The organism is Polaromonas sp. (assembly GCF_030680935.1).
Lineage (GTDB): Bacteria > Pseudomonadota > Gammaproteobacteria > Burkholderiales > Burkholderiaceae_C > Polaromonas.
Genome location: NZ_JAUXUP010000052.1, coordinates 1 through 18,796, shown reverse-complemented (window position 1 = coordinate 18,796; position 18,796 = coordinate 1). Strand labels below are relative to the sequence as shown.

The window sequence follows — 18,796 nt, the reverse complement described above, 5'->3', positions numbered from 1 at the left end:
GCTGTGAAAAAGGGGCTACGCGAGCCCCTTTTTCGCGTCAGGCGCAGGGCCGGGCCAATCAGGCAGCGGCGTTTTCCACTTCGACGAATTCGTCGGTGCTTTCGGCCGAGACCATCTTGACGACTTCATTGCCGGCGCTGGCACGGCCTTCGATGATGGCGTCGGCGATGCCGCGCGCGTACAGGGCCACAGCCTTGGACGAGTCATCATTGCCGGGGATCACGTAATCGATGCCGATGGGCGAGTGGTTGGAATCCACCACGCCGATCAGCGGTATACCCAGCTTCTTGGCCTCAAGGATGGCGATCTTGTGGAAGCCCACGTCGATCACGAAAATCGCGTCAGGCAGGGCATTCATGTCCTGGATACCGCCGATGTCCTTTTCGAGTTTTTCCATTTCACGTTTGAACGTGAGTTGCTCTTTCTTGCTCAGGGTGTCCAGGCCAACTTCCTGCTGGGCCTTCATTTCCTTGAGGCGCTTGATCGAGGTCTTGACCGTCTTGAAGTTGGTCAGCATGCCGCCCAGCCAGCGCTGGTCAACAAACGGCACGCCGGCACGTTTGGCTTCGGCAGAAACCAGCTCGCGGGCCTGGCGCTTGGTGCCGACCATCAAAATGGTGCCGCGGTTGGCGGAGAGTTGTTTGACGAACTTCATCGCCTCCTCGAACATCGGCAACGATTTTTCGAGGTTGATGATGTGGATACGGTTGCGATGGCCGAAGATATACGGGGCCATCTTCGGGTTCCAGAAGCGGGTTTGGTGACCGAAATGGACGCCGGCTTCCAGCATTTCACGCATGCTTGTTGACATAGATTTACTCCAAAGGTTGTGTCTAAAATCAGCGCTTATCACCCGAAAGCTTTATTCTCAAAAGTCTCGCGGGCAACACCTTGATTGGCTGATTTGCGATTTATTGCGCGCCTGGCGAAATTGCCTTTTGCACAACCCGCTGAGTATAACATCCCGCCCTCCTCGACCCCTCACGCCGCCCCTGCAAACCCGCCCCGGGATGTCCTGCCCCGGGCCCGATCCGGTTCACAACCGCTACAAAACTGATAGCTTGGTACGCACACGGGCATTGGGCCTGAACCTGATTTAACTGAACAAACCATGCATCTACCTGTTTTTCGCCTTTTCTGCCCCTTTTTCGGGCGTCGAACATGAAGCTCGCTGTCATTGGCGCCGGCATCATCGGCATTACTACCGCCTGGGAACTGGCGTCGGACGGCCACGAGGTAACGGTGTTCGAGCGGCGCGGGGCAGCCGCCGAGGAAAGCAGTTTCGCCAACGCAGGCGTGATCGCGCCCGGCTACGTGACCCCCTGGGCAGCACCCGGTATGCCGGCCAAGGTCATCGGGCATCTGCTGGGCCGCCATGCACCGGTGCGACTGAGCCTGCCGCTGACCGGCAGTGAGCTGGCATGGATGTGGAAGTGGTGGCGCGCCTGCAAACTCGAAACCTACATGGCCAATCGGGCGCGCCTGCAGCGCCTGGCTTTCTACAGCCGCCAGCGGCTGCACCAGATCACCGCCGACCAACAGCTCGAATACGACCGCAGCAGCGGCTACATGGTGCTGCTGCGCGCTGAGACCGACGCTCGCATGGTCGAGCCCGGCCTGCAGGTGTTGCGCGATGCCGGCGTCGCTTTTCGGCAGGTCGGCTCCGACGAAGCGCGCAAGCTGGAGCCCGCCTTGAACCCGCACACACCTTTTCTGGGTGCCATCCACCTGCCCGATGACGAGGTGGCCAACTGCCGCCAGTTTGCCCTGTTACTGAAGGCCCAGGCCCAGCAGTCGGGTGTGAGTTTTGAGTTCAACAAGGCCGTAGCCCATCTGGACCTTGCACAACCAGCTACTTTTTTGATAGCGGGAGAAACCGCTCAACGCCGCTTCGATGCCGTGGTGCTCTGCGCGGGCCTGCACTCAGCCGCACTGCTCGGGCCGCTGGGCATCAAAATTCCCATGGCGGCCGTGTACGGCTACTCGATCAGCGCCTCGATCCGCGAGCCCCTGAATGCACCGCGCAGCGCCCTGATGGACGAACGCTACAAGGTTGCCATTTCTCGCCTGGGCAATCGCGTGCGGGTGGCGGGCAGCGCTGAAATCGGCGGCGCAGTCGACAAAAAGCGTGCATCGTCGTTGCAGACGCTGTACAAGGTGTTGCAGGACTGGTTTCCCGGCGCCGCCCAAACCTCCAACAGCGCCGCCCATGTGCAGGAGTGGAAAGGCGCACGGCCCATGCTGCCGGACGGTCCGCCCATTCTTGGCGCAAGTGGCCTGCCCGGCCTGTGGCTGAACCTGGGCCACGGCTCCAGCGGCTGGGCGCTCAGTTGCGGGAGTGCGCGGGTCATCTCTGACCTGATCGCTGCCAGAACGCCCGAGATCGACATGGAAGGGCTGGGTATGGACCGCCTGCATCGGCCGGCGCGCTAGGAGCTTGCGCGGCAGAAGGCGTCGAAGCGAAAAGAGGCCTCGGCGAGGACAGTTTTTAACGGGATTGCAGACCCATAGCCGTAGCCATGGGACAGAAAAAAGGTGAAAAATCGGACTGCTGCGGCCGCTTTGCAGCCGACCTTCCTTCTGCCGTGCAGACTCCCAGGTGTTTTCTGGCGCGGGAATCGGTGGCTGAAAATGGACCCCAAAGCCCGATGAGCGTTCAGACGGGGGCCTGAGCGGGGCGCAAGCTGCGTTGACGCAGTGCTTCGTACAAACAGACTCCGCTGGCCACCGATACGTTCAGGCTTTCGACCGCGCCGCGCATCGGAATGCTGACAAGCTCATCACAGGTCTTGCGGGTCAACTGGCGCATGCCCTCACCTTCCGCGCCCAGCACAAGGGCAACCGGCCCCTTCAGATCGACGTCGTAAATCGTTTTTTCGGCGTCGTCGCTGGTGCCTATGCACCAGATATTGCGTTCCTTGAGCTCGGTCAGGGTTCGCGCCAGATTGGTCACCATGAAGTAAGGCATGGTTTCAGCCGCGCCGCTGGCCACCTTGGCCACGGTGGCGTTGATGCCGGCAGCATGGTCCTTGGGTGCAATTACCGCGTGCGCTCCGGCCCCGTCAGCCACACGCAGACAGGCGCCCAGGTTGTGCGGATCGGTCACGCTGTCCAGTACCAGCAGCAGCGGCGCCTGGGTACCGTGGGCCTCCAGCTGCTCCAGCAACTCATCGAGTGACCTGACCTGCGGCACGGCGTCCACTCGCGCCACCACACCCTGATGGCCATGACTGCCGCACATCTTGGCCAGACGTAAACCATCCGATTCAATCAGCCGGATACCGGCCTCTCGCGCCCGATCGGTGAACTGACGCATACGTGCGTCACGCCGCGACACATCAAAAAACACTTCAAACACGGACTGGGGTGCGGTTTTGATACGCACACCCACGGCATGAAACCCGAACAGGACTTTGGGGGAAGAAGACATGCCGCAATTATCACAGCACGCCTGCTCCTTCTGACAACAGGAAGCCTTTGGGGGATCGACGGTGGCGCAAGACGCCTAAAATAGTAACAAGACGTTTTATTTGCTCTGGAGCCGACATGGGTTTGCGCCTTAAATTCAACATGGTGCTGGTGGTCGTGTTTGCCGTTGGCTTTGCAGCCGTCGGCTTCATCTCGCGCCAGATGCTCCAGGACAACGCCCGTGAAGAGGTGCTGCGCAATGCGCGCCTGATGATGGACACCGCGCTGGCCGTCCGGGCCTACACCGTCGACCAAGTGAAGCCCCATCTCGACAAGCAGCTGCAGGACGTGTTTTTGCCGCAAACAGTGCCGGCCTACGCTGCCACTGAAACGCTGAACCACATCCAGCAGAAATACCGGGATTACGGCTACAAGGAAGCCACGCTGAACCCCACCAACCCGCGTGACCGCGCCACCGACTGGGAGGCCGACATCGTTCAGCAATTCCGCCACAACCCCGAGTCCACAGAACTGGTCTCGGAGCGCAACGGGGGCACCGGGCGCATCCTCTACATCGCCAAACCGATCCAGATCAACAACCCCGCCTGCCTGCAATGCCACAGCGTGCCTTCCGCTGCGCCAGCCAGCATGCTCAAAATTTATGGTGAGGCCAACGGCTTTGGCTGGAAGCTCAAGGAAATTGTGGGCGCGCAGGTGGTGACGGTGCCCATGGACATTCCCGTCCTCAGAGCCGACCGCGCCTTCACGACCTTCATGGCCTCGCTGGCGACCGTTTTTGTGGCAGTCTTCGTTGCACTCAATCTGATGCTGAGCTGGCTGATCGTGCGGCCCATCCGCCGCATGGCGGCGGCGGCCGATCAGGTCAGCAACGGCGACTTTGAAGTTCCCGAGTTTTCCGACGCAGGCCGTGATGAGGTTGCCGTACTCGGCAGCTCTTTCAACCGCATGCGCCGCAGCCTGCAAAAAGCCATGCAGATGCTGGAGAGGGGCTAGGGCCACAGTCCATGAGTGACCCAGGCATCGAAGCCGAACCTCGCGGCCGCCCTGCGGCGGCGGGCGCAGACGCCGCTGCCCTGCCTGCCGGACACACCGTGTTCGAGTACCGGATTGAAAAGATGCTGGGTGGCGGCGGTTTTGGCATCACCTACCTGGCACGCGACTTCAACCTCGAGCTGCCGGTGGCGATCAAGGAGTACTTTCCCGGCGACCTGACGGCTCGTGCGGCAGACCTGTCGGTGCAGGTCCGCACGCCAGAAGCCGAGCAGCAGTTTCACTGGGGCCTGGAGCGCTTTCTCGATGAAGCCAGGGCGCTGGCAAGTTTTCGCCACCCCAACATCGCCCGGGTACTGCGTTATTTTCGCGAGAACGGCACCGCGTACATCGTCATGGAGTACGAGTCGGGCGACCCGCTCAAGCGCTGGCTAGCGCGCGAACCAGCGCTTGATCAGGCGGGCCTGCTGAAGGTGGTTTACCCGCTGCTCGATGGCCTGGAAGCGGTACACAAGCTCGATTTTCTGCACCGCGACATCAAGCCCGACAACATCTACATACGCGCCGACGGCTCACCGGTGCTGCTCGATTTTGGCGCAGCGCGGCGCTACACCGGCGGGCGCGACCTGACCAACATCGTCAGTCCCGGTTTTGCGCCTTTTGAGCAGTACCACAGCAAAGGCCACCAGGGGCCTTGGACCGATATTTATGCGCTGGGCGCGGTGATGTACTGGATGTGCACCGGCCAGAAGCCAGCGGAGTCGGCTTCGCGCGTCCAGGAAGACAGCATGCCGCGAGCGATTGATCTTGCAGACACCGACCTTTTCAGTGCAGACCTGCTGCGTGCCATTGACTGGGCACTCAGACCCGGTGAAACCAGGAGGCCGCAAGACATTGCAGCCTTCCGACTGGCGCTGGAAAACGCCGCCTTGCCACCGGGGCGTGACGCGCCGACACGCACCACCCCGCTGGCGCGCCAGCAGACCGACCAGAACCTCGCCCAGCCTGCTGGTGGCGCCGACGGCCTGCGCAAGAACGTGCTGTGTACCGTGATGTCGCTGCATCTGGTGGGGTATTCGAAACACAGTACGGCGCACCAGGCCACGGTGAAAGAGCATTTCAATGAACTGCTGACCAAAGCCATCAAGGGCGTGGACCCGGCCTTGCGCCTGGTGATAGCTACCGGTGACGGGGCCGCGACCTGCTTTCTCGGCGACCCTGAGGAAGCCCTGCAGTCGGCGCTGCTGCTGCGTGGTCTGCTGCTGCAAAAATACGGGCAAATGCTGTCGCTGCGCATCGGTATGCATCTGGGGCCGGTTCGCAAGGTGGTTGACATCAACCAGCAAGTCAACGTGATCGGAGACGGCATCAACGTCGCCCAGCGAATTGCAGACTTTGCCCAACCCAACCAGATCGTGGTCTCGCGCGCTTTCCACGACGTGATCACATCGATCTCGGACAATGCGGTCGGCCTGTTCAGCGCCATGGGGCCACATCTGGACAAACACCTGCGCTCGCACGATATCCATGCAGTGCTGGACCCGCAGTCCCGGCCCGCGCCCGTTGTTCCGACGCGCAGCACCGAATTCGACAACACGGCCTCTTTTGCCGCCTTGGCCACGCTGACCCCGGAACGGGTGGCGGAGGTCGAGGCCGAGTTGACCAAAAGCATAGGGCCGCTGGCCAAAGTGCTGATCAAAAAAGCACTGACGCGCAGCGTGAGTGCGCAGGGGCTGCGGGAGTTGCTGGCGGTGTCCATCCCCGACCCGACCGCGCGTGAGTTGTTTATCCGGCCGAAGAACCACAAAACCCAGCCTCTCGGCAATTCCGGTTTGCTTGCCGACGTGTCGCAGGCTTTTCAGTCGTTCACGCGCCCCCATTCGAACGTCAGCCAGCCCGTCAGCTCACGCACCGGGCCGAGTTCCCTGGTGACCTCGCCCTATTTCAGTGCTGAGCAGCTGACGCAGCTCGAGCGCGCGCTGAGCCAGTGTATTGGCCCACTTGCCAGAATGATTCTCAAAAAAGAGGTCTTGCGGCACAGCGCCCTGCCGACGCTTTTGTTGGCGCTGGCCGCCGAGATTGATCGTCCGGCTGACCGCGAAAAATTTCTGACGGCCACTAGAAAGCTGTAATATCTGACTTTTGCTATCTTATTAATAGCTACTTACGCATACTGCGTAAGGGCTGGAAGCAAATTTCATCAAGAGGTCACGACCTGACCGGCCTCAATCGTGATGCGCCGTTCGCAGCGCGCCGCGATGCCGGGGTCGTGCGTCACCAGGACCAGCGTGGTACCCAGCTCCTGGTTCAGTTCAAACATCAGCGCCATGACCTTCTCGCCGGTGGCAAAGTCCAGACTGCCTGTGGGCTCATCGGCCAGCAGCACCGCCGGCTGCACCACAAAAGCTCGGGCCAGCGCCACCCGCTGCTGCTCACCACCCGACAGCACCTTGGGGTAATGCCCCAGACGCTCCCCCAGTCCGACGCGCCTGAGCATCTCGGTGGCTTGGGCGCGAGCGTTTTTTGCCCCTGACAGCTCCAGCGGCAGCATGACGTTCTCCAATGCATTGAGGTTGCCCATGAGCTGGAAACTCTGAAACACAAATCCGACCTTTTGCGCCCGCAGCGCAGCGCGGTCGTCCTCGCTGAGTGCAAACAGGTCCTGCCCAGCCAGGTGCACCGTACCCTGCGTCGGCGTGTCCAGCCCGGCAATGATGGACAGCAAGGTGCTTTTGCCGGAGCCGGAGGCACCGACGATCGCAGCAGTTTCCCGGGGTGCCAGCGCAAAATGAATATCACGCAAAATGGTCAACGTGCCTGTCGAATCGCTCACGCTCTTGAAAACATGCTCAACGGAAATAATTGAAGGGGGTGTGGACACTGCTGCACCAGCAGCAGAAGCAGCGTCATTCGGCAGATTAACCGCAGGTTCAAACATGTCAGCCTTGTCAGAAAACTTGAGATCAGACTTTACCAAGCTTGCCCGGGCTGCGGTACGCCACCTCGCAAAGCCCTGGGGCGTGTTGCTGCTGGCGCTGGTCGCCCTGCACCCGTGGCCGATATTTGCAGCCACGCCGCCCGTCACGACAGGCCCGATCCTGGTGGTGGGTGACTCCCTCAGCGCCGAATACGGCCTGAAACGTGGCACCGGCTGGGTCGCCTTGATGGAAAAACAGCTTGCGAGCGAAAAAAAGGCCGTGCGGGTGGTCAACGCCAGCATCAGCGGCGACACCACCTCGGGTGGGCGCTCGCGCCTGCCGGCCTTGCTGGCGCAACACAAACCCAGCTTGGTGGTGCTTGAGCTCGGTGGCAACGACGCCCTGCGCGGCCTGCCGCTGGACATGACGGAAAAGAATTTGACGGTGATGACGCAGGCCGCCAAAAAAGCCGGCGCGCGTGTGCTGCTGGTCGGCATGCAGGTGCCGCCCAACTACGGCAGCGCCTACAGCGCCACCTTTCACGGGCTGTTTGAAAAAATCGCCAGGGCCGAAAAAGCAGCACTGGTGCCCTTTTTTCTCAAGGGCATTGCCGACGTGGATGCCGCAGCCGCCAACTTCCAGGCCGACCGGATTCACCCCAACGAGCAGTCGCAGGCCCGCATGCTGGCCAACGTCTGGCCCGAATTGAAGAAAATCATCCCGTGAGTCTGGAACGCATATCTGCCGAACAGGCGCTGACAACACTGGGTGACTACAGCACCGTGATCGACGCCCGCAGTGAGGGCGAATACGCCGAAGATCACTTGCCTGGTGCCGTCAACTGGCCCAGCCTGAACGACGAAGAACGGAAAATTGTGGGTACCCGCTACAAGCAGATCAGCCAGTTTGAAGCCAAAAAACTCGGCGCGGCATTGGTGGCCAAAAACATCGCCGCCCACATCCAGCGTGAGGTACTGGACAAGCCACGCGACTGGCAGCCGCTGGTGTACTGCTGGCGTGGCGGCAAGCGCAGCGGATCGCTGGCGCTGATTCTTGACCAGATAGGTTTCAGGGTGACGCTGGTCGAGGGCGGTTACAAGGCCTTCCGGGCGGCGCTGGTGGCCGATCTGCCGCAACTGGCAGCACGCCACAGCTACCGGGTGGTCTGCGGGACCACAGGCTCGGGCAAAACCCGGCTGCTGCAGGCACTGGCAGCGCAGGGCGCTCAGGTGCTGGACCTGGAGGCGCTGGCCAACCACCGCAGTTCGGTGCTAGGCCTGATCCCCGGCGTGGCGCAACCCACGCAGAAGGCCTTTGACAGTCTGATCTGGGCCGCGCTGCGCACCTTCGATTCGGCCCGACCGGTGTATATCGAAAGCGAAAGCAAAAAAGTCGGCAATGTGGCGGTGCCGGAAGGACTGATCGCCGCTATGCGCACCAGTCCTTGTCTGCAACTGGATCTGCCTGAGGACGAGCGTGTCGCGCTGCTGCTTGAGGACTATGATTTTTTCGTAAAAGACACCGCGTTCTTCTGTGAACGTCTGGGCGCCCTGACCGAAGCGCGCGGCAAGGAAACCGTCAAGAACTGGCAAGAGCGGGCCGGCAGCGGCGATATCGCGTCGGTGGTGCGGGAACTGCTGGTCCAACACTACGACCCGGTGTACCTGCAATCGATGCGGCGCAACTTCACACACTACGCGTCGGCACAGGTGATCGCGCCGCGCGACCACAGCATGGCGGCCATGAGCGGCCTGGCGCAAAGCCTGCTGGCGCACTGAACCGGGCCGCCCAAAATAATGGCTCCGGGGGACAGGGAGTGTCCCGGCGGAGCCTGGTGGGGGCAAGGTTGCTATTAATCCAGTAGCTGCTTACGCCCGAAGCTATTGGGCTGAGGCCCGATTTGACGAAATTTTCACAGGGATGCCTGCCGTCAGGCCGCGGGGTCTGTAGCTGGTGGCGTGCCGCTTGTGCCTTCCTGGCCATCCGGCGTGTCGTCGTCCGGCAAGTCCGGCTTGCCTTCAGCCTTGCGCTTGAGCTTTTCCTCTTTTTTCTTCTTCTTGGCCAGCTCTTTCTGGCGCTTTTCGTAGGAATAATTGGGAGTTGCCACGGTGTGCTTTCTTCAGGAATGTATAGGCTAACTGTACTGCATTGACGCCAGCGCCTGGGCCAGATCTGCCTGCAGGTCGGCCACCGCTTCCAGTCCGATGGAAAACCGCACCAGACCGCCTTTGTACGGCCAGGCTGTGGTGCGGATCGCCGGGATGTCGTAGGGCGCGCACAAGCTCATCGGGCCGGCCCAGCTGTAGCCCAGCCGGAACAGCCGCAGGCTGTCGCAAAAAAGGTCCACCGCGGCCTGCGCGTAGCCCGGCCTGAAAACGACGCTCATCAGGCAGGCCGCTGCCGAGCAGTCGCGCTGCCAGACTGCGTGCCCCGGCGATCCAGGCAGCGCGGGGTGCAGCACCGCTTCAACCTGCGGCTGCTGCTGCAGCCAAGCCGCCAGCGTGCGTGTGGCGCCGTCCTGGGCGGCGTAGCGCAGGGCCATGCTGCCCAGGCCGCGCAGCACCAGCTCTGCGTCATTGCCGGCAACACCGTAACCGACGCGCATATGGCAAAAATGCACCCGATGATGCAGCGCCTCATCACGCGTCACCACCGAGCCCATCAACACGTCGGCGCCGCCACTGGGGTATTTGGTCAGGGCCTGCACCGAGATATCGGCACCGAGCGCAAAGGCATCGAAGGCGATGCCTGCGCCCCAGGTGTTGTCCAGCGCGGTGACGATGCATTCCGCATGGACGTCGGTGTGCGCCTTGACCACGGCCACCAGCGCCGGCAGGTCCGGAAACTCCAGCGTGATGGAGCCAGGCGCCTCGAGCCAGACCAGGCGCGTTTTGCCACTCAGTTTGGCGGCCAGGTCGACGGGCTGCATGGGATCGTAATACCGGAAACTGACGCCCCAGCCGGTGAGTTCGTGCTGCGCAAACGTCTTGTTGGGCCCGTAGGCGTTGTCGGGGATCAGCACCTCGTCCCCGGCCTTGAGAAAAGCCATGCCGACCAGGGCCACTGCTGCCAATCCGCTGGGCACCAGCGTGCAGTAGGTGCCTCCTTCGAGGGTAGCAATGCGCTCTTCCAGCGTGAAGGTGGTCGGCGTGCCGTGCAGGCCGTAGGTGTAGCCGGTCTTGTGTTTCCAGTCGCGCTGGCGCAGCGCGGCGACGTTCGGAAAGATCACCGTCGATGCTTTATGCACGGCGGGGTTGACGGCCTCAAAACCCGCTGGCGGCTGGTAAGTGTGGTGGATCAGCTGGGTGGAAATATCGCTCATGCGCCGATGTTAACGGCTGGCGAACCTCGGCGTCGGCCCCCCCCCGAGGGGTTTGCAGAAATTCGATTGTCGGGATGCAGGGCAAGGCGCACGGAGCGCAGGACACCGGAACGTACTCAGGTACGTGAGGATTCCGAGCACCGCGCAACGCCGCGATGCGCCCGAGAATTGGATTTTTGAAAACCCCTCAGATCTTCCACTTCTCCATTAGCTGCGCGGGCCGGAGGGCGTCGTAACCCTCGAAAGGCTGGTGAATCCACGGATTCGTCGGCAAAAACTCGACGGAATAGTCGGGTGCAAAAGTGGACACACCCTTGGTCCAGATCACCGCGCTGCGCAGCTCGGTAATGGGCTTGTAGTTAGTGCGCAGCTGGTGGATCACCGCATTGAGGGTGTGGCCGGTGTCAGCCAGATCATCGACCAGCAGCACCTTGCCGGCGATTTCTCCCTTGGGCGTGGTGATGAAGCGCGCGATGTCCAGGTTGCCTTGTGTCATGCCGGCGTCTGCGCGGTAGGAGCTGGTGGACATGATGGCCAGCGGCTTGTCAAAAATGCGCGAGAGGATGTCGCCGGGCCGCATGCCGCCGCGTGCCAGACACAGGATGGTGTCAAAGTGCCAGCCCGACTGATGCACCTTGATCGCCAGTTTTTCGATCAGGTTGTGGTACTCGTCATAACTGACGTAAAGGTGTTTGCCGTCTTCGGTCAACATGAAAAATGCTCCTGATTCGATAGCTGCTTGCGCCCTACCCCATTGGGCTGGCGCACGATTTGACGATAAGAAACGGAAACCTCAGGCGACAAACGGATGCCGAAGCAAAATGGTGTGGTCGCGGTCGGGACTGGTCGAAATCATGTGAATCGGCACGCCGGTGACCTCTTCAATCCGGTGCAGATAACGCTGCGCCGCGGCTGGCAATTTGTCGTAATCCGTCACCCCCACCGTGCTCTGGGTCCAGCCCTGCAGGGTTTCGTAAATCGGCTTGCAGCGGGCAATGTCTTCGGCCCCCATGGGCAGGATGTCGGTGATGTGGCCGTCAAGCTCGTAACCAGTGCACAGTTCGAGTTGTTCTATGCCGTCCAGCACATCGAGCTTGGTGATACACAGGCCGGACAGACCATTGACCTGCGCCGAACGCTTGAGCAGGGCCGCATCAAACCAGCCGCAGCGCCGGCTGCGGCCCGTGGTCACGCCTTTTTCGGCACCGACAGTGCTCATGTGGTAGCCGGGCGTTCCCGGGGTCTCCCAGGCGAGTTCGGTCGGGAAAGGACCACCGCCCACACGCGTGCAGTAAGCCTTGGTGATGCCCAGGATGTAATGCAGCATGCCTGGACCGACACCGGCACCGGCGGCCGCATTGCCGGCCACGCAGTTGCTCGATGTCACAAACGGGTAGGTACCGTGATCCACGTCGAGCAAAGTACCCTGCGCGCCTTCAAACAGGAGGTTCGCGCCCCCGGCGTTGGCGTCGTTGAGCTCGCGCGAGACATCGGCCATCATCGGCTTGAGCAGTTCTGCGTGGCGCATGGCTTCGTCGTAGACCGGCTGGAATTCGATGGCCGGTGCATGCAGGTAGCCGGTCAGCACGAAGTTGTGCAGGTCCAGCAGCTCACGCAGCTTGGCGGCAAAACGCTCGGGGTATTTCAGGTCCTGCACCCGCAGCGCGCGGCGTGCGATCTTGTCTTCATAAGCCGGACCGATGCCGCGGCCGGTGGTGCCTATCTTGACGGTGCCGCCGGTTTCACGGCGGGTTTCACGCGCCACGTCGAGCGCCACGTGAAAAGGCAGGATGAGCGGGCAGGCCTCGCTGATGCGCAGGCGCGAACGCACCTCGACACCGGCTTTTTCCAGCCCTTCAATTTCTTCAAACAGCTTGGCCGCTGACAACACGACACCGTTGCCGATGTAACACTTGACGCCCGGACGCATGATGCCGCTGGGGATCAGGTGCAGGGCCGTCTTGATGCCGTTGATGACCAGCGTATGCCCGGCATTGTGGCCGCCCTGGAAACGCACCACCCCCTGAGAGCTTTCGGTCAGCCAGTCCACCAGCTTGCCCTTGCCCTCGTCACCCCATTGGGTGCCCACGACCACCACATTGCGGCCGGCGGTTGCGGCGATTGTCTTTGTCATCTTCTGTTTTCTCGTTGGGAATTGGTTGAGGGATGCAGGGCGTCGCGCAGAACCGTTCAGGCGACCAGGGACCGAACCTGCCACTGGCCGGCCACACTGGCCAGTTCGCGGTCACAGTCAAACTCGTCCACTTCGTGTTCATGACCGGGCAAGACACAGGCCACGGTTTCGCCGCCTGCGCGAAGCCTCGCAATAGCAGCGCGCAGCCCGGCTTCTTCGCCCCAAGGCGCTCGAATGGCGGGGCGCAAAGGTTTGGGCAGCAAGACACTGACCAGTTCCTTGAGGTCCAGGCTGAAACCGGCCGCCGGACGGTTACGGCCAAACACAGCGCCTACCTCGTCGTAACGGCCGCCGCGCACCAGTTCTGCGCCTGACGAGCCGTCACGCTGGCCGTGCCCGTAGATGGCAAACCGTGTTCCGCTGTAGTAGGCGTAACCCCGCAGGTCGGCGAGGTCAAAACCAATCCGGACGCCACCTGACAGGCTGCCCACATGTGTCGCCAGCCACCTCAGGTTGTCCAGCGCCTTCAGCGCCTGAGGCAAGGCCTTGAAGGCCTTTTCGGCCTCCGCCAGTACTTTCTCATCACCGTAAAACTGCAGCAACGCCAACAAGCCACTACGCGCTGCCGCTGACAACGCGCCGTCGAGGCTGGTCGTCAGGCTGGCGAGCTCGCTGGCATCCTTGGCTGCAAGCGCGGCATGGATACGGGCCAGCATGGCGGCGCCGACCTGGGCGCCCTGCAGAAGGCTGTTGACGATACGCACGTCGGCCATGTCCACCGACAGTTGGGTGACGCCGGCAGCCGTCAGGCCTTCGAGTGCCAGCAGTTGGGCTTCGAGGTCGGCCTCGAGGCCGGAATGGCCATAAATTTCAGCGCCGAACTGCAGCGGCTCTCGCGTGGCATGCGGACGATCGGCGCGCGTATGCAACACCGGGCCGCAGTAGCACAGGCGCGCCACGCCTTGCCGATTCAACAAGTGGGCATCAATGCGCGCGACCTGCGGCGTGGTGTCGGCGCGCAATCCGAGGGTGCGCCCGGAAAGCTGGTCCACCAGCTTGAAAGTCTGCAGGTCCAGGGCTTCGCCGGTGCCGGTCAGCAGGGATTCCAGGTGTTCCAGCAGCGGCGGCATGACCAGCTCGTAGCCGTAGCTGCGGGCCGTGTCCAGAAACAGACGACGCAGCTCTTCGATGTGGCTCGCCTCGGAGGGCAGGACATCGGCAATTTGATCCGGCAATTGCCATGATGACGACCAGGCGGGCATGTATTTATCGTAGGCTGTTAAAAACAGGATTTTACCGGGCTTGAAGGCGCTTTCCGGTCCAAATCGGCTTCGATATCGCCAGTCGTTCCAAATACCTTTGGTCCAAGGAGTCCGGGCGCGCTGCCGTTAAGGGAGAAAAGCGATGGCCAGCAAGCCGGCGAGGATGCTGCCCAAACCAAAAAACCGGATTTGCCCGTCACTCAACCTGAGAATCTGTTCAAACATCCGGCGCCAGCCTGCCGGCGAAAAGAACGGCAAGAGCCCTTCAATCACCAGCACGCAAGCCAGTGCAAGCCAGTGCAAGCCAGATCGTGCCGCTATCCACGGCGCGGGGCTACTTTTTTGACGGCGCAGCACCCGCGCCCGATCCACGCATTGCCTTGAAAAAGTCAGACGAAGGGTCCAGCACCATCACATCGCTTTTCTTGCTGAAGCTGGCCTTGTAGGCGTCCAGGCTTCGGTAAAACTGGGCGAACTGCGGATCCCGGCCAAAGGCGTCGCTGTAGGCGGCGGCGGCTTGCGCGTCCCCTTCACCCTTGATTTTCTGTGCGTCCCGGTAGGCATTGGCAATAGTGACCTCGCGCTGACGGTCGGCATCGGCACGGATTTTTTCACCCTCGGCAGCACCGGTTGAACGCAGTTCGTTGGCAACCCGCTTGCGCTCGGCCTCCATGCGGCGGTAAACCGATTCGGTAATCGCCTCCACATAGTCCACACGCGTGATGCGAACGTCAACGACATCCACTCCCCAGGGCTTGGCGCCACGCACAACCTGCAGCACCTCGGTCTTCACATCGGCCATCAGCGCTTCGCGCTTGAGCGACAGCAGGTCTTTCACCGTGCGTTTGTTGATTTCTTCCTGGAAGGCATTGCGAACCACCCGGTTGAGCTGATTGGCACCCGCCCGCTCGTCGAGCCCGACGTTGCGGATGTATTCCGACGGTTCGGTGATTCGCCAGCGCACGTACCAGTCGATCACCACCCGCTGCTTTTCTGCCGTCAGCATGGGTTCGGCATCGGTGCTGTCCAGTGTCAGCAGGCGTTTGTCGATATAGGAGACATTCTGGAACGGTGGCGGCAACTTGAAGTTGAGACCCGGCTCGGTGATGACTTCCTTGATTTGCCCGAGGGCATAGATCACACCAAACTGGCGCTGATCGACCACAAACAGCATGGAACTGGCCAGCGCGAGCAGCACCAGCAGCGAAGTAGCGATAAATCCGACTCTGTTCACTTTGTTCTTCCTTAACGGGTGTCGCGGTCGCGCGTGCGTGAGGCGTCACGGGCGCGGGTATCGGCCTGGCCCGTCACTGGGGCGGCAGGCTGCGAGGGCGCAGGCACACTGCCACTGACAGGCTCAGGGGCGGCGGCACCGCCAGATTGCTGCATGATTTTGTCCAGCGGCAAATACAGCAGATTGGAGCCCTGGCGCGACTCGACCATGACCTTGGTCACGTTGCTGTACACCTGCTGCATCGTGTCGGTGTACATGCGGTCACGCGTGACCTGAGGGGCTTTCTGGTATTCAGCCAGGACAGAACGGAAGCGCTGCGCATCACCCTGAGCCTGAGCGACGATTCGGGCCTTGTAGGCTTCAGACTCCTCTTTCAATCGTGAAGCGGAGCCGACCGCGCGCGGTATGACGTCATTGGCGTAAGCCTGCGCTTCGTTTTTGGCGCGTTCGCGCTCCTGCCCGGCCTTGAGCACATCGTCAAACGAGGCCTGAACCTGTTCGGGCGGTCGCACACCGCTTTGCTGCAGGTTGATTCCAACCACCTCCACGCCCACTTTGTAGCGGTCCAGGATGGTCTGCATGAGCGTGCGTACGCGTGGGCCAATCTGGTCTCTCTCCTCTGCCAGGGCCGAGTCCATTTTCATCTTGCCCACAACTTCACGCACCGCGGTTTCCGCCGCCTGGACCACAGCACCGGCTGGGTCCTTGCTCTCAAACAGATAGGCGCGAGCGTCATTGAGGCGGTATTGCACTGCAAACTTGATCTCGACGATGTTCTCGTCTTCAGTCAGCATGGCCGACTCGCGCAAACCCGTGGCCTTGATGACGGTGTCGCGACCCACGTCCACGGAACGGATCTGCGTAACGACAACCAGTTCGTGGCGCTGAACAGGGTACGGAAGGCGCCAGTTGAAACCTGCCCCCACGGTTGACTTGTATTTGCCGAACTGGGTGATGACCGCCTGCTGGCCCTCCTGCACGATAAAAAACCCGGTACCCAGCCAGATCAGCACGGCCACAGCGGCGATCAGGCCCACACCGATACCGGCACTTTTCATGTCCGGCTGAAAACCGCCAGGCCCGCCGGGACCGCCGCCACCGCCCGCGCCACGAGCACGTTGTCCGGCATTTTTGGCACCGCCAAAAAGGCCGCCCAGCTTGCGATTAAAGTCCCGCCACAATTCATCCAGATCGGGTGGCCCCTGGTTCGGCCCCTGCCCCTGCGGACGGTTGGGAGCGGGAGGGCGTGCTGGTGGAGGTGACGGGACATCATCCCGACCCGTCTCCGGCGTGGCGTCGTCGGGCCTGGCCTTGTTGTCGTCATCCCGGCCCCAGCGCGGGTCGTTCAGATTGAACATGCCGCGCGCGCGTTGCCTTAGCCGTCCCGGCAGGGTAGTAAGCGTCTGTAGAACAGGGTTCAGGTTCATGGAATCCAACTGCCTTTTTTTTAATAACTTCGCCATTGTGCCCAATCAGGCCACAAACTCACTGACTTGAGGGCTATCTTCAGCCGAGGGGGCCTGTGCATGCCGGGCCAGCAACTGGCGCAGCAGTGGCAAGCCTTCCCCGGTCTGCGCGCTGACAAATACCCTTTCTACACGCTTGCCGGTATCCGAAAAAGCGTCTTTTACTTCAAAGCTGTCACTCAATTGAAGCGGCCAGCGCGACTTTTCAAGGGCATCGAGCTTGTTGAACACCAGTATTTGCGGCACATCGGCCGCACCGATCTCTGCCAGTACCCGTTGAACCTGTTCGATCTGTGCCAGGTGGTCGGGATTGGCGCCGTCGACGACATGTATCAGCAGGTCAGCATCTGCGGCCTCTTGCAAGGTGGCGGCAAAGGCGTCGACCAGTCCGTGCGGCAGGTCGCGGATAAACCCCACGGTGTCAGACAGGGACACGGACCGCTGGGCGTCACCCAGGTAGAGCTGCCGCGTGGTTGTATCCAGTGTGGCAAACAGCTGGTCCGCCGCATAGGCTCGCGCCTTGACCAATGCATTGAACAGTGTGGATTTCCCGGCGTTGGTGTAACCAACCAGCGAGATCGTGAAAGAATTGCGCCGCTCGCGCTGGCGCCGCTGGGTCTGGCGCTGTTTTTTGACCTTGCCCAGGCGCTCTTTGGTGCGCTTGATGGATTCGCCAATCATGCGTTTGTCCAACTCGATCTGTTTTTCACCCGGGCCGCCGCGCACGCCAGCGCCGCCGGTTTGCCGCTCCAGGTGGGACCAACGCCTGACCAGTCGTGTGGACAGGTACTGCAGGCGCGCCAGTTCGACCTGCAACTTGCCTTCGTGGCTGCGTGCGCGTTGGCCAAAAATCTCCAGAATCAGCAGGGTACGGTCGTTGACTGGCAACTCCAGCGCTCGCTCCAGATTGCGTTGCTGCGCTGGACTGAGAGACTGGTCGAACAGAATTTCACTGGCTCCAGTCTCCAGCGCCAGCATCTTGATCTCATCGGCCTTGCCGCTGCCAATAAAAAGGGCGGCGTCCGGTGCCCGGCGCTTGCAAACCACACGGGCAACCGGCTGCATGCCCGCAGTCTTCGCGAGCAAACCCAGCTCTTCAAGGCCGGCATCAAAATTGGGGTACCCCAAGTCAACCCCGACCAGAATGGCCAGAGGCAGGGGAGCCGCAGATAAGTCCTGAGAAATCAGGTGGCAGGGCTTTCCTGGGAGTCTGCCGCAGCGAAATTGACTGCGCGACCTGGGACAATGGTCGAAATGGCGTGTTTGTAGACCATTTGAGTCACGGTATTGCGCAACAGCACCACATATTGATCGAAAGATTCGATCTGTCCCTGAAGTTTGATGCCGTTGACGAGGTAAATCGACACGGGCACGTGCTCACGGCGCAAAGTATTGAGAAAAGGGTCCTGCAGGAGCTGGCCTTTGTTGTTGTTGCTCACGATATTTTCCGTGTTCAAGAGTTGATAGGACTTCACCTTACCACAGCAATTTGGCGCGGAATGTAGGCTTAAGCGGTATCTTTGTCCGCAAAAGGGTTGCTGGAAGATTTCATCTGAATCCGCAGCGGTGTACCGACCAGTTCAAACTCCTTGCGAAATCGTCCTTCCAGGAAACGCTTGTAGGCGTCCGTCACGTGTTCCAGCGAATTGCCGTGAACAATGATGATGGGCGGGTTCATGCCCCCCTGGTGCGCATAACGCAGCTTGGGGCGGAACATCCCGGCCCGCTGCGGACTCTGGAATTGCACAGCCTCGAGCAGCAGACGAGTGAGCACCGGGGTGGACATTTTTCGATTCGCGGAGGCATGGGCCTGGACAATGGATTTCCAGACCGGACCGAGTCCCTGGCGCTTGATGGCCGAGATATTGTGGATGGTGGCAAATTTCAGAAAGGACAGCCGTGTTTCTACAGAGCGTTCCAGCAGCTCCTTCTGGTAGGCGTCCACCGCATCCCATTTATTGACCGCGAGCACCACAGCGCGGCCGCTTTCCAGGATGTAGCCGGCGATGTGGGCGTCCTGATCGGTCACGCCCTGGGTGGC

At 61.3% G+C, this 18,796-nt stretch carries 18 protein-coding genes and 1 pseudogene; 5 read left to right on the top strand and 14 right to left on the bottom strand.

Annotation, left to right across the window (positions count from 1 at the left end; translation table 11 throughout):
* Positions 1-58 precede the first annotated feature (58 nt).
* Positions 59-811: a 30S ribosomal protein S2 gene (gene rpsB / locus Q8L50_RS13325; protein ID WP_305349117.1), complete on the bottom strand. Its 753-nt coding sequence runs from the start codon at positions 809-811 to the stop codon at positions 59-61.
* Between the two features lie 350 nt (positions 812-1,161).
* Here rpsB and Q8L50_RS13320 point away from each other — a divergent pair, with 350 nt between their 5' ends.
* Complete coding sequence (locus Q8L50_RS13320) at positions 1,162-2,433, top strand: D-amino acid dehydrogenase (protein ID WP_305349116.1); 1,272 nt, start codon at positions 1,162-1,164, stop codon at positions 2,431-2,433.
* Between the two features lie 223 nt (positions 2,434-2,656).
* On the opposite strand, the gene rlmB is transcribed toward Q8L50_RS13320, so the two are convergent.
* Positions 2,657-3,430 (bottom strand): 23S rRNA (guanosine(2251)-2'-O)-methyltransferase RlmB, encoded by a 774-nt coding sequence (gene rlmB / locus Q8L50_RS13315; RefSeq protein WP_305349115.1) that lies wholly within the window; start codon positions 3,428-3,430, stop codon positions 2,657-2,659.
* 116 nt (positions 3,431-3,546) lie between these two features.
* Here rlmB and Q8L50_RS13310 point away from each other — a divergent pair, with 116 nt between their 5' ends.
* Both Q8L50_RS13310 and Q8L50_RS13305 read left to right on the top strand, forming a co-directional pair.
* The gene (locus Q8L50_RS13310; RefSeq protein ID WP_305349114.1) at positions 3,547-4,422 is read left to right on the top strand and encodes a DUF3365 domain-containing protein; all 876 of its coding nucleotides are present in this window, start codon (positions 3,547-3,549) and stop codon (positions 4,420-4,422) included.
* Between the two features lie 11 nt (positions 4,423-4,433).
* Positions 4,434-6,551, top strand: coding sequence for a protein kinase (locus Q8L50_RS13305; RefSeq protein WP_305349113.1), 2,118 nt, complete (start codon positions 4,434-4,436; stop codon positions 6,549-6,551).
* A 68-nt stretch (positions 6,552-6,619) separates the two neighbouring features.
* Here the strand turns inward: Q8L50_RS13305 and Q8L50_RS13300 are convergent, their stop codons facing one another.
* The gene (locus tag Q8L50_RS13300; RefSeq protein ID WP_370869800.1) at positions 6,620-7,357 is read right to left on the bottom strand and encodes an ABC transporter ATP-binding protein; all 738 of its coding nucleotides are present in this window, start codon (positions 7,355-7,357) and stop codon (positions 6,620-6,622) included.
* Here Q8L50_RS13300 and Q8L50_RS13295 point away from each other — a divergent pair.
* Together Q8L50_RS13295 and mnmH are read left to right on the top strand one after the other, a co-directional pair.
* Positions 7,356-8,063: an arylesterase gene (locus Q8L50_RS13295; RefSeq protein ID WP_305349112.1), complete on the top strand. Its 708-nt coding sequence runs from the start codon at positions 7,356-7,358 to the stop codon at positions 8,061-8,063. The genes Q8L50_RS13300 and Q8L50_RS13295 overlap by 2 nt on opposite strands.
* Positions 8,060-9,115 carry a tRNA 2-selenouridine(34) synthase MnmH gene (gene mnmH, locus Q8L50_RS13290; RefSeq protein ID WP_305349111.1) on the top strand — a complete coding sequence of 352 codons (1,056 nt, stop codon included), beginning with the start codon at positions 8,060-8,062 and terminating at the stop codon, positions 9,113-9,115. Before Q8L50_RS13295 ends, mnmH begins: the two co-directional genes overlap by 4 nt.
* Before the next feature lie 152 nt (positions 9,116-9,267).
* On the opposite strand, the gene Q8L50_RS13285 is transcribed toward mnmH, so the two are convergent.
* From Q8L50_RS13285 to Q8L50_RS13235, 11 genes and pseudogenes are all read right to left on the bottom strand, one after another.
* Positions 9,268-9,444 carry a hypothetical protein gene (locus Q8L50_RS13285; protein WP_305349110.1) on the bottom strand — a complete coding sequence of 59 codons (177 nt, stop codon included), beginning with the start codon at positions 9,442-9,444 and terminating at the stop codon, positions 9,268-9,270.
* 27 nt (positions 9,445-9,471) lie between these two features.
* Positions 9,472-10,659: a PLP-dependent transferase gene (locus Q8L50_RS13280; RefSeq protein WP_305349109.1), complete on the bottom strand. Its 1,188-nt coding sequence runs from the start codon at positions 10,657-10,659 to the stop codon at positions 9,472-9,474.
* 187 nt (positions 10,660-10,846) lie between these two features.
* Positions 10,847-11,371 carry a phosphoribosyltransferase gene (locus Q8L50_RS13275; protein WP_305349108.1) on the bottom strand — a complete coding sequence of 175 codons (525 nt, stop codon included), beginning with the start codon at positions 11,369-11,371 and terminating at the stop codon, positions 10,847-10,849.
* 81 nt (positions 11,372-11,452) lie between these two features.
* Positions 11,453-12,781 (bottom strand): adenylosuccinate synthase, encoded by a 1,329-nt coding sequence (locus Q8L50_RS13270; protein ID WP_305349135.1) that lies wholly within the window; start codon positions 12,779-12,781, stop codon positions 11,453-11,455.
* 68 nt (positions 12,782-12,849) lie between these two features.
* Positions 12,850-14,055 carry an ATP phosphoribosyltransferase regulatory subunit gene (locus Q8L50_RS13265; RefSeq protein ID WP_305349107.1) on the bottom strand — a complete coding sequence of 402 codons (1,206 nt, stop codon included), beginning with the start codon at positions 14,053-14,055 and terminating at the stop codon, positions 12,850-12,852.
* Between the two features lie 126 nt (positions 14,056-14,181).
* The gene (locus Q8L50_RS13260; protein WP_305349134.1) at positions 14,182-14,376 is read right to left on the bottom strand and encodes a DUF2065 domain-containing protein; all 195 of its coding nucleotides are present in this window, start codon (positions 14,374-14,376) and stop codon (positions 14,182-14,184) included.
* Between the two features lie 13 nt (positions 14,377-14,389).
* Positions 14,390-15,289 carry a protease modulator HflC gene (gene hflC / locus Q8L50_RS13255; protein WP_305349106.1) on the bottom strand — a complete coding sequence of 300 codons (900 nt, stop codon included), beginning with the start codon at positions 15,287-15,289 and terminating at the stop codon, positions 14,390-14,392.
* 11 nt (positions 15,290-15,300) lie between these two features.
* A complete protein-coding gene (gene hflK, locus Q8L50_RS13250; RefSeq protein WP_305349105.1) occupies positions 15,301-16,716 on the bottom strand; it encodes an FtsH protease activity modulator HflK in 1,416 nt (471 codons plus the stop codon).
* A 45-nt stretch (positions 16,717-16,761) separates the two neighbouring features.
* Complete coding sequence (gene hflX, locus Q8L50_RS13245; RefSeq protein WP_370869799.1) at positions 16,762-17,883, bottom strand: GTPase HflX; 1,122 nt, start codon at positions 17,881-17,883, stop codon at positions 16,762-16,764.
* Positions 17,884-17,939: 56 nt separating this feature from the next.
* Positions 17,940-18,212 (bottom strand): RNA chaperone Hfq, encoded by a 273-nt coding sequence (gene hfq / locus Q8L50_RS13240; RefSeq protein WP_305349104.1) that lies wholly within the window; start codon positions 18,210-18,212, stop codon positions 17,940-17,942.
* 50 nt (positions 18,213-18,262) lie between these two features.
* A pseudogene (locus tag Q8L50_RS13235) lies at positions 18,263-18,796 on the bottom strand (ribosome biogenesis GTPase Der); the annotation flags it as partial.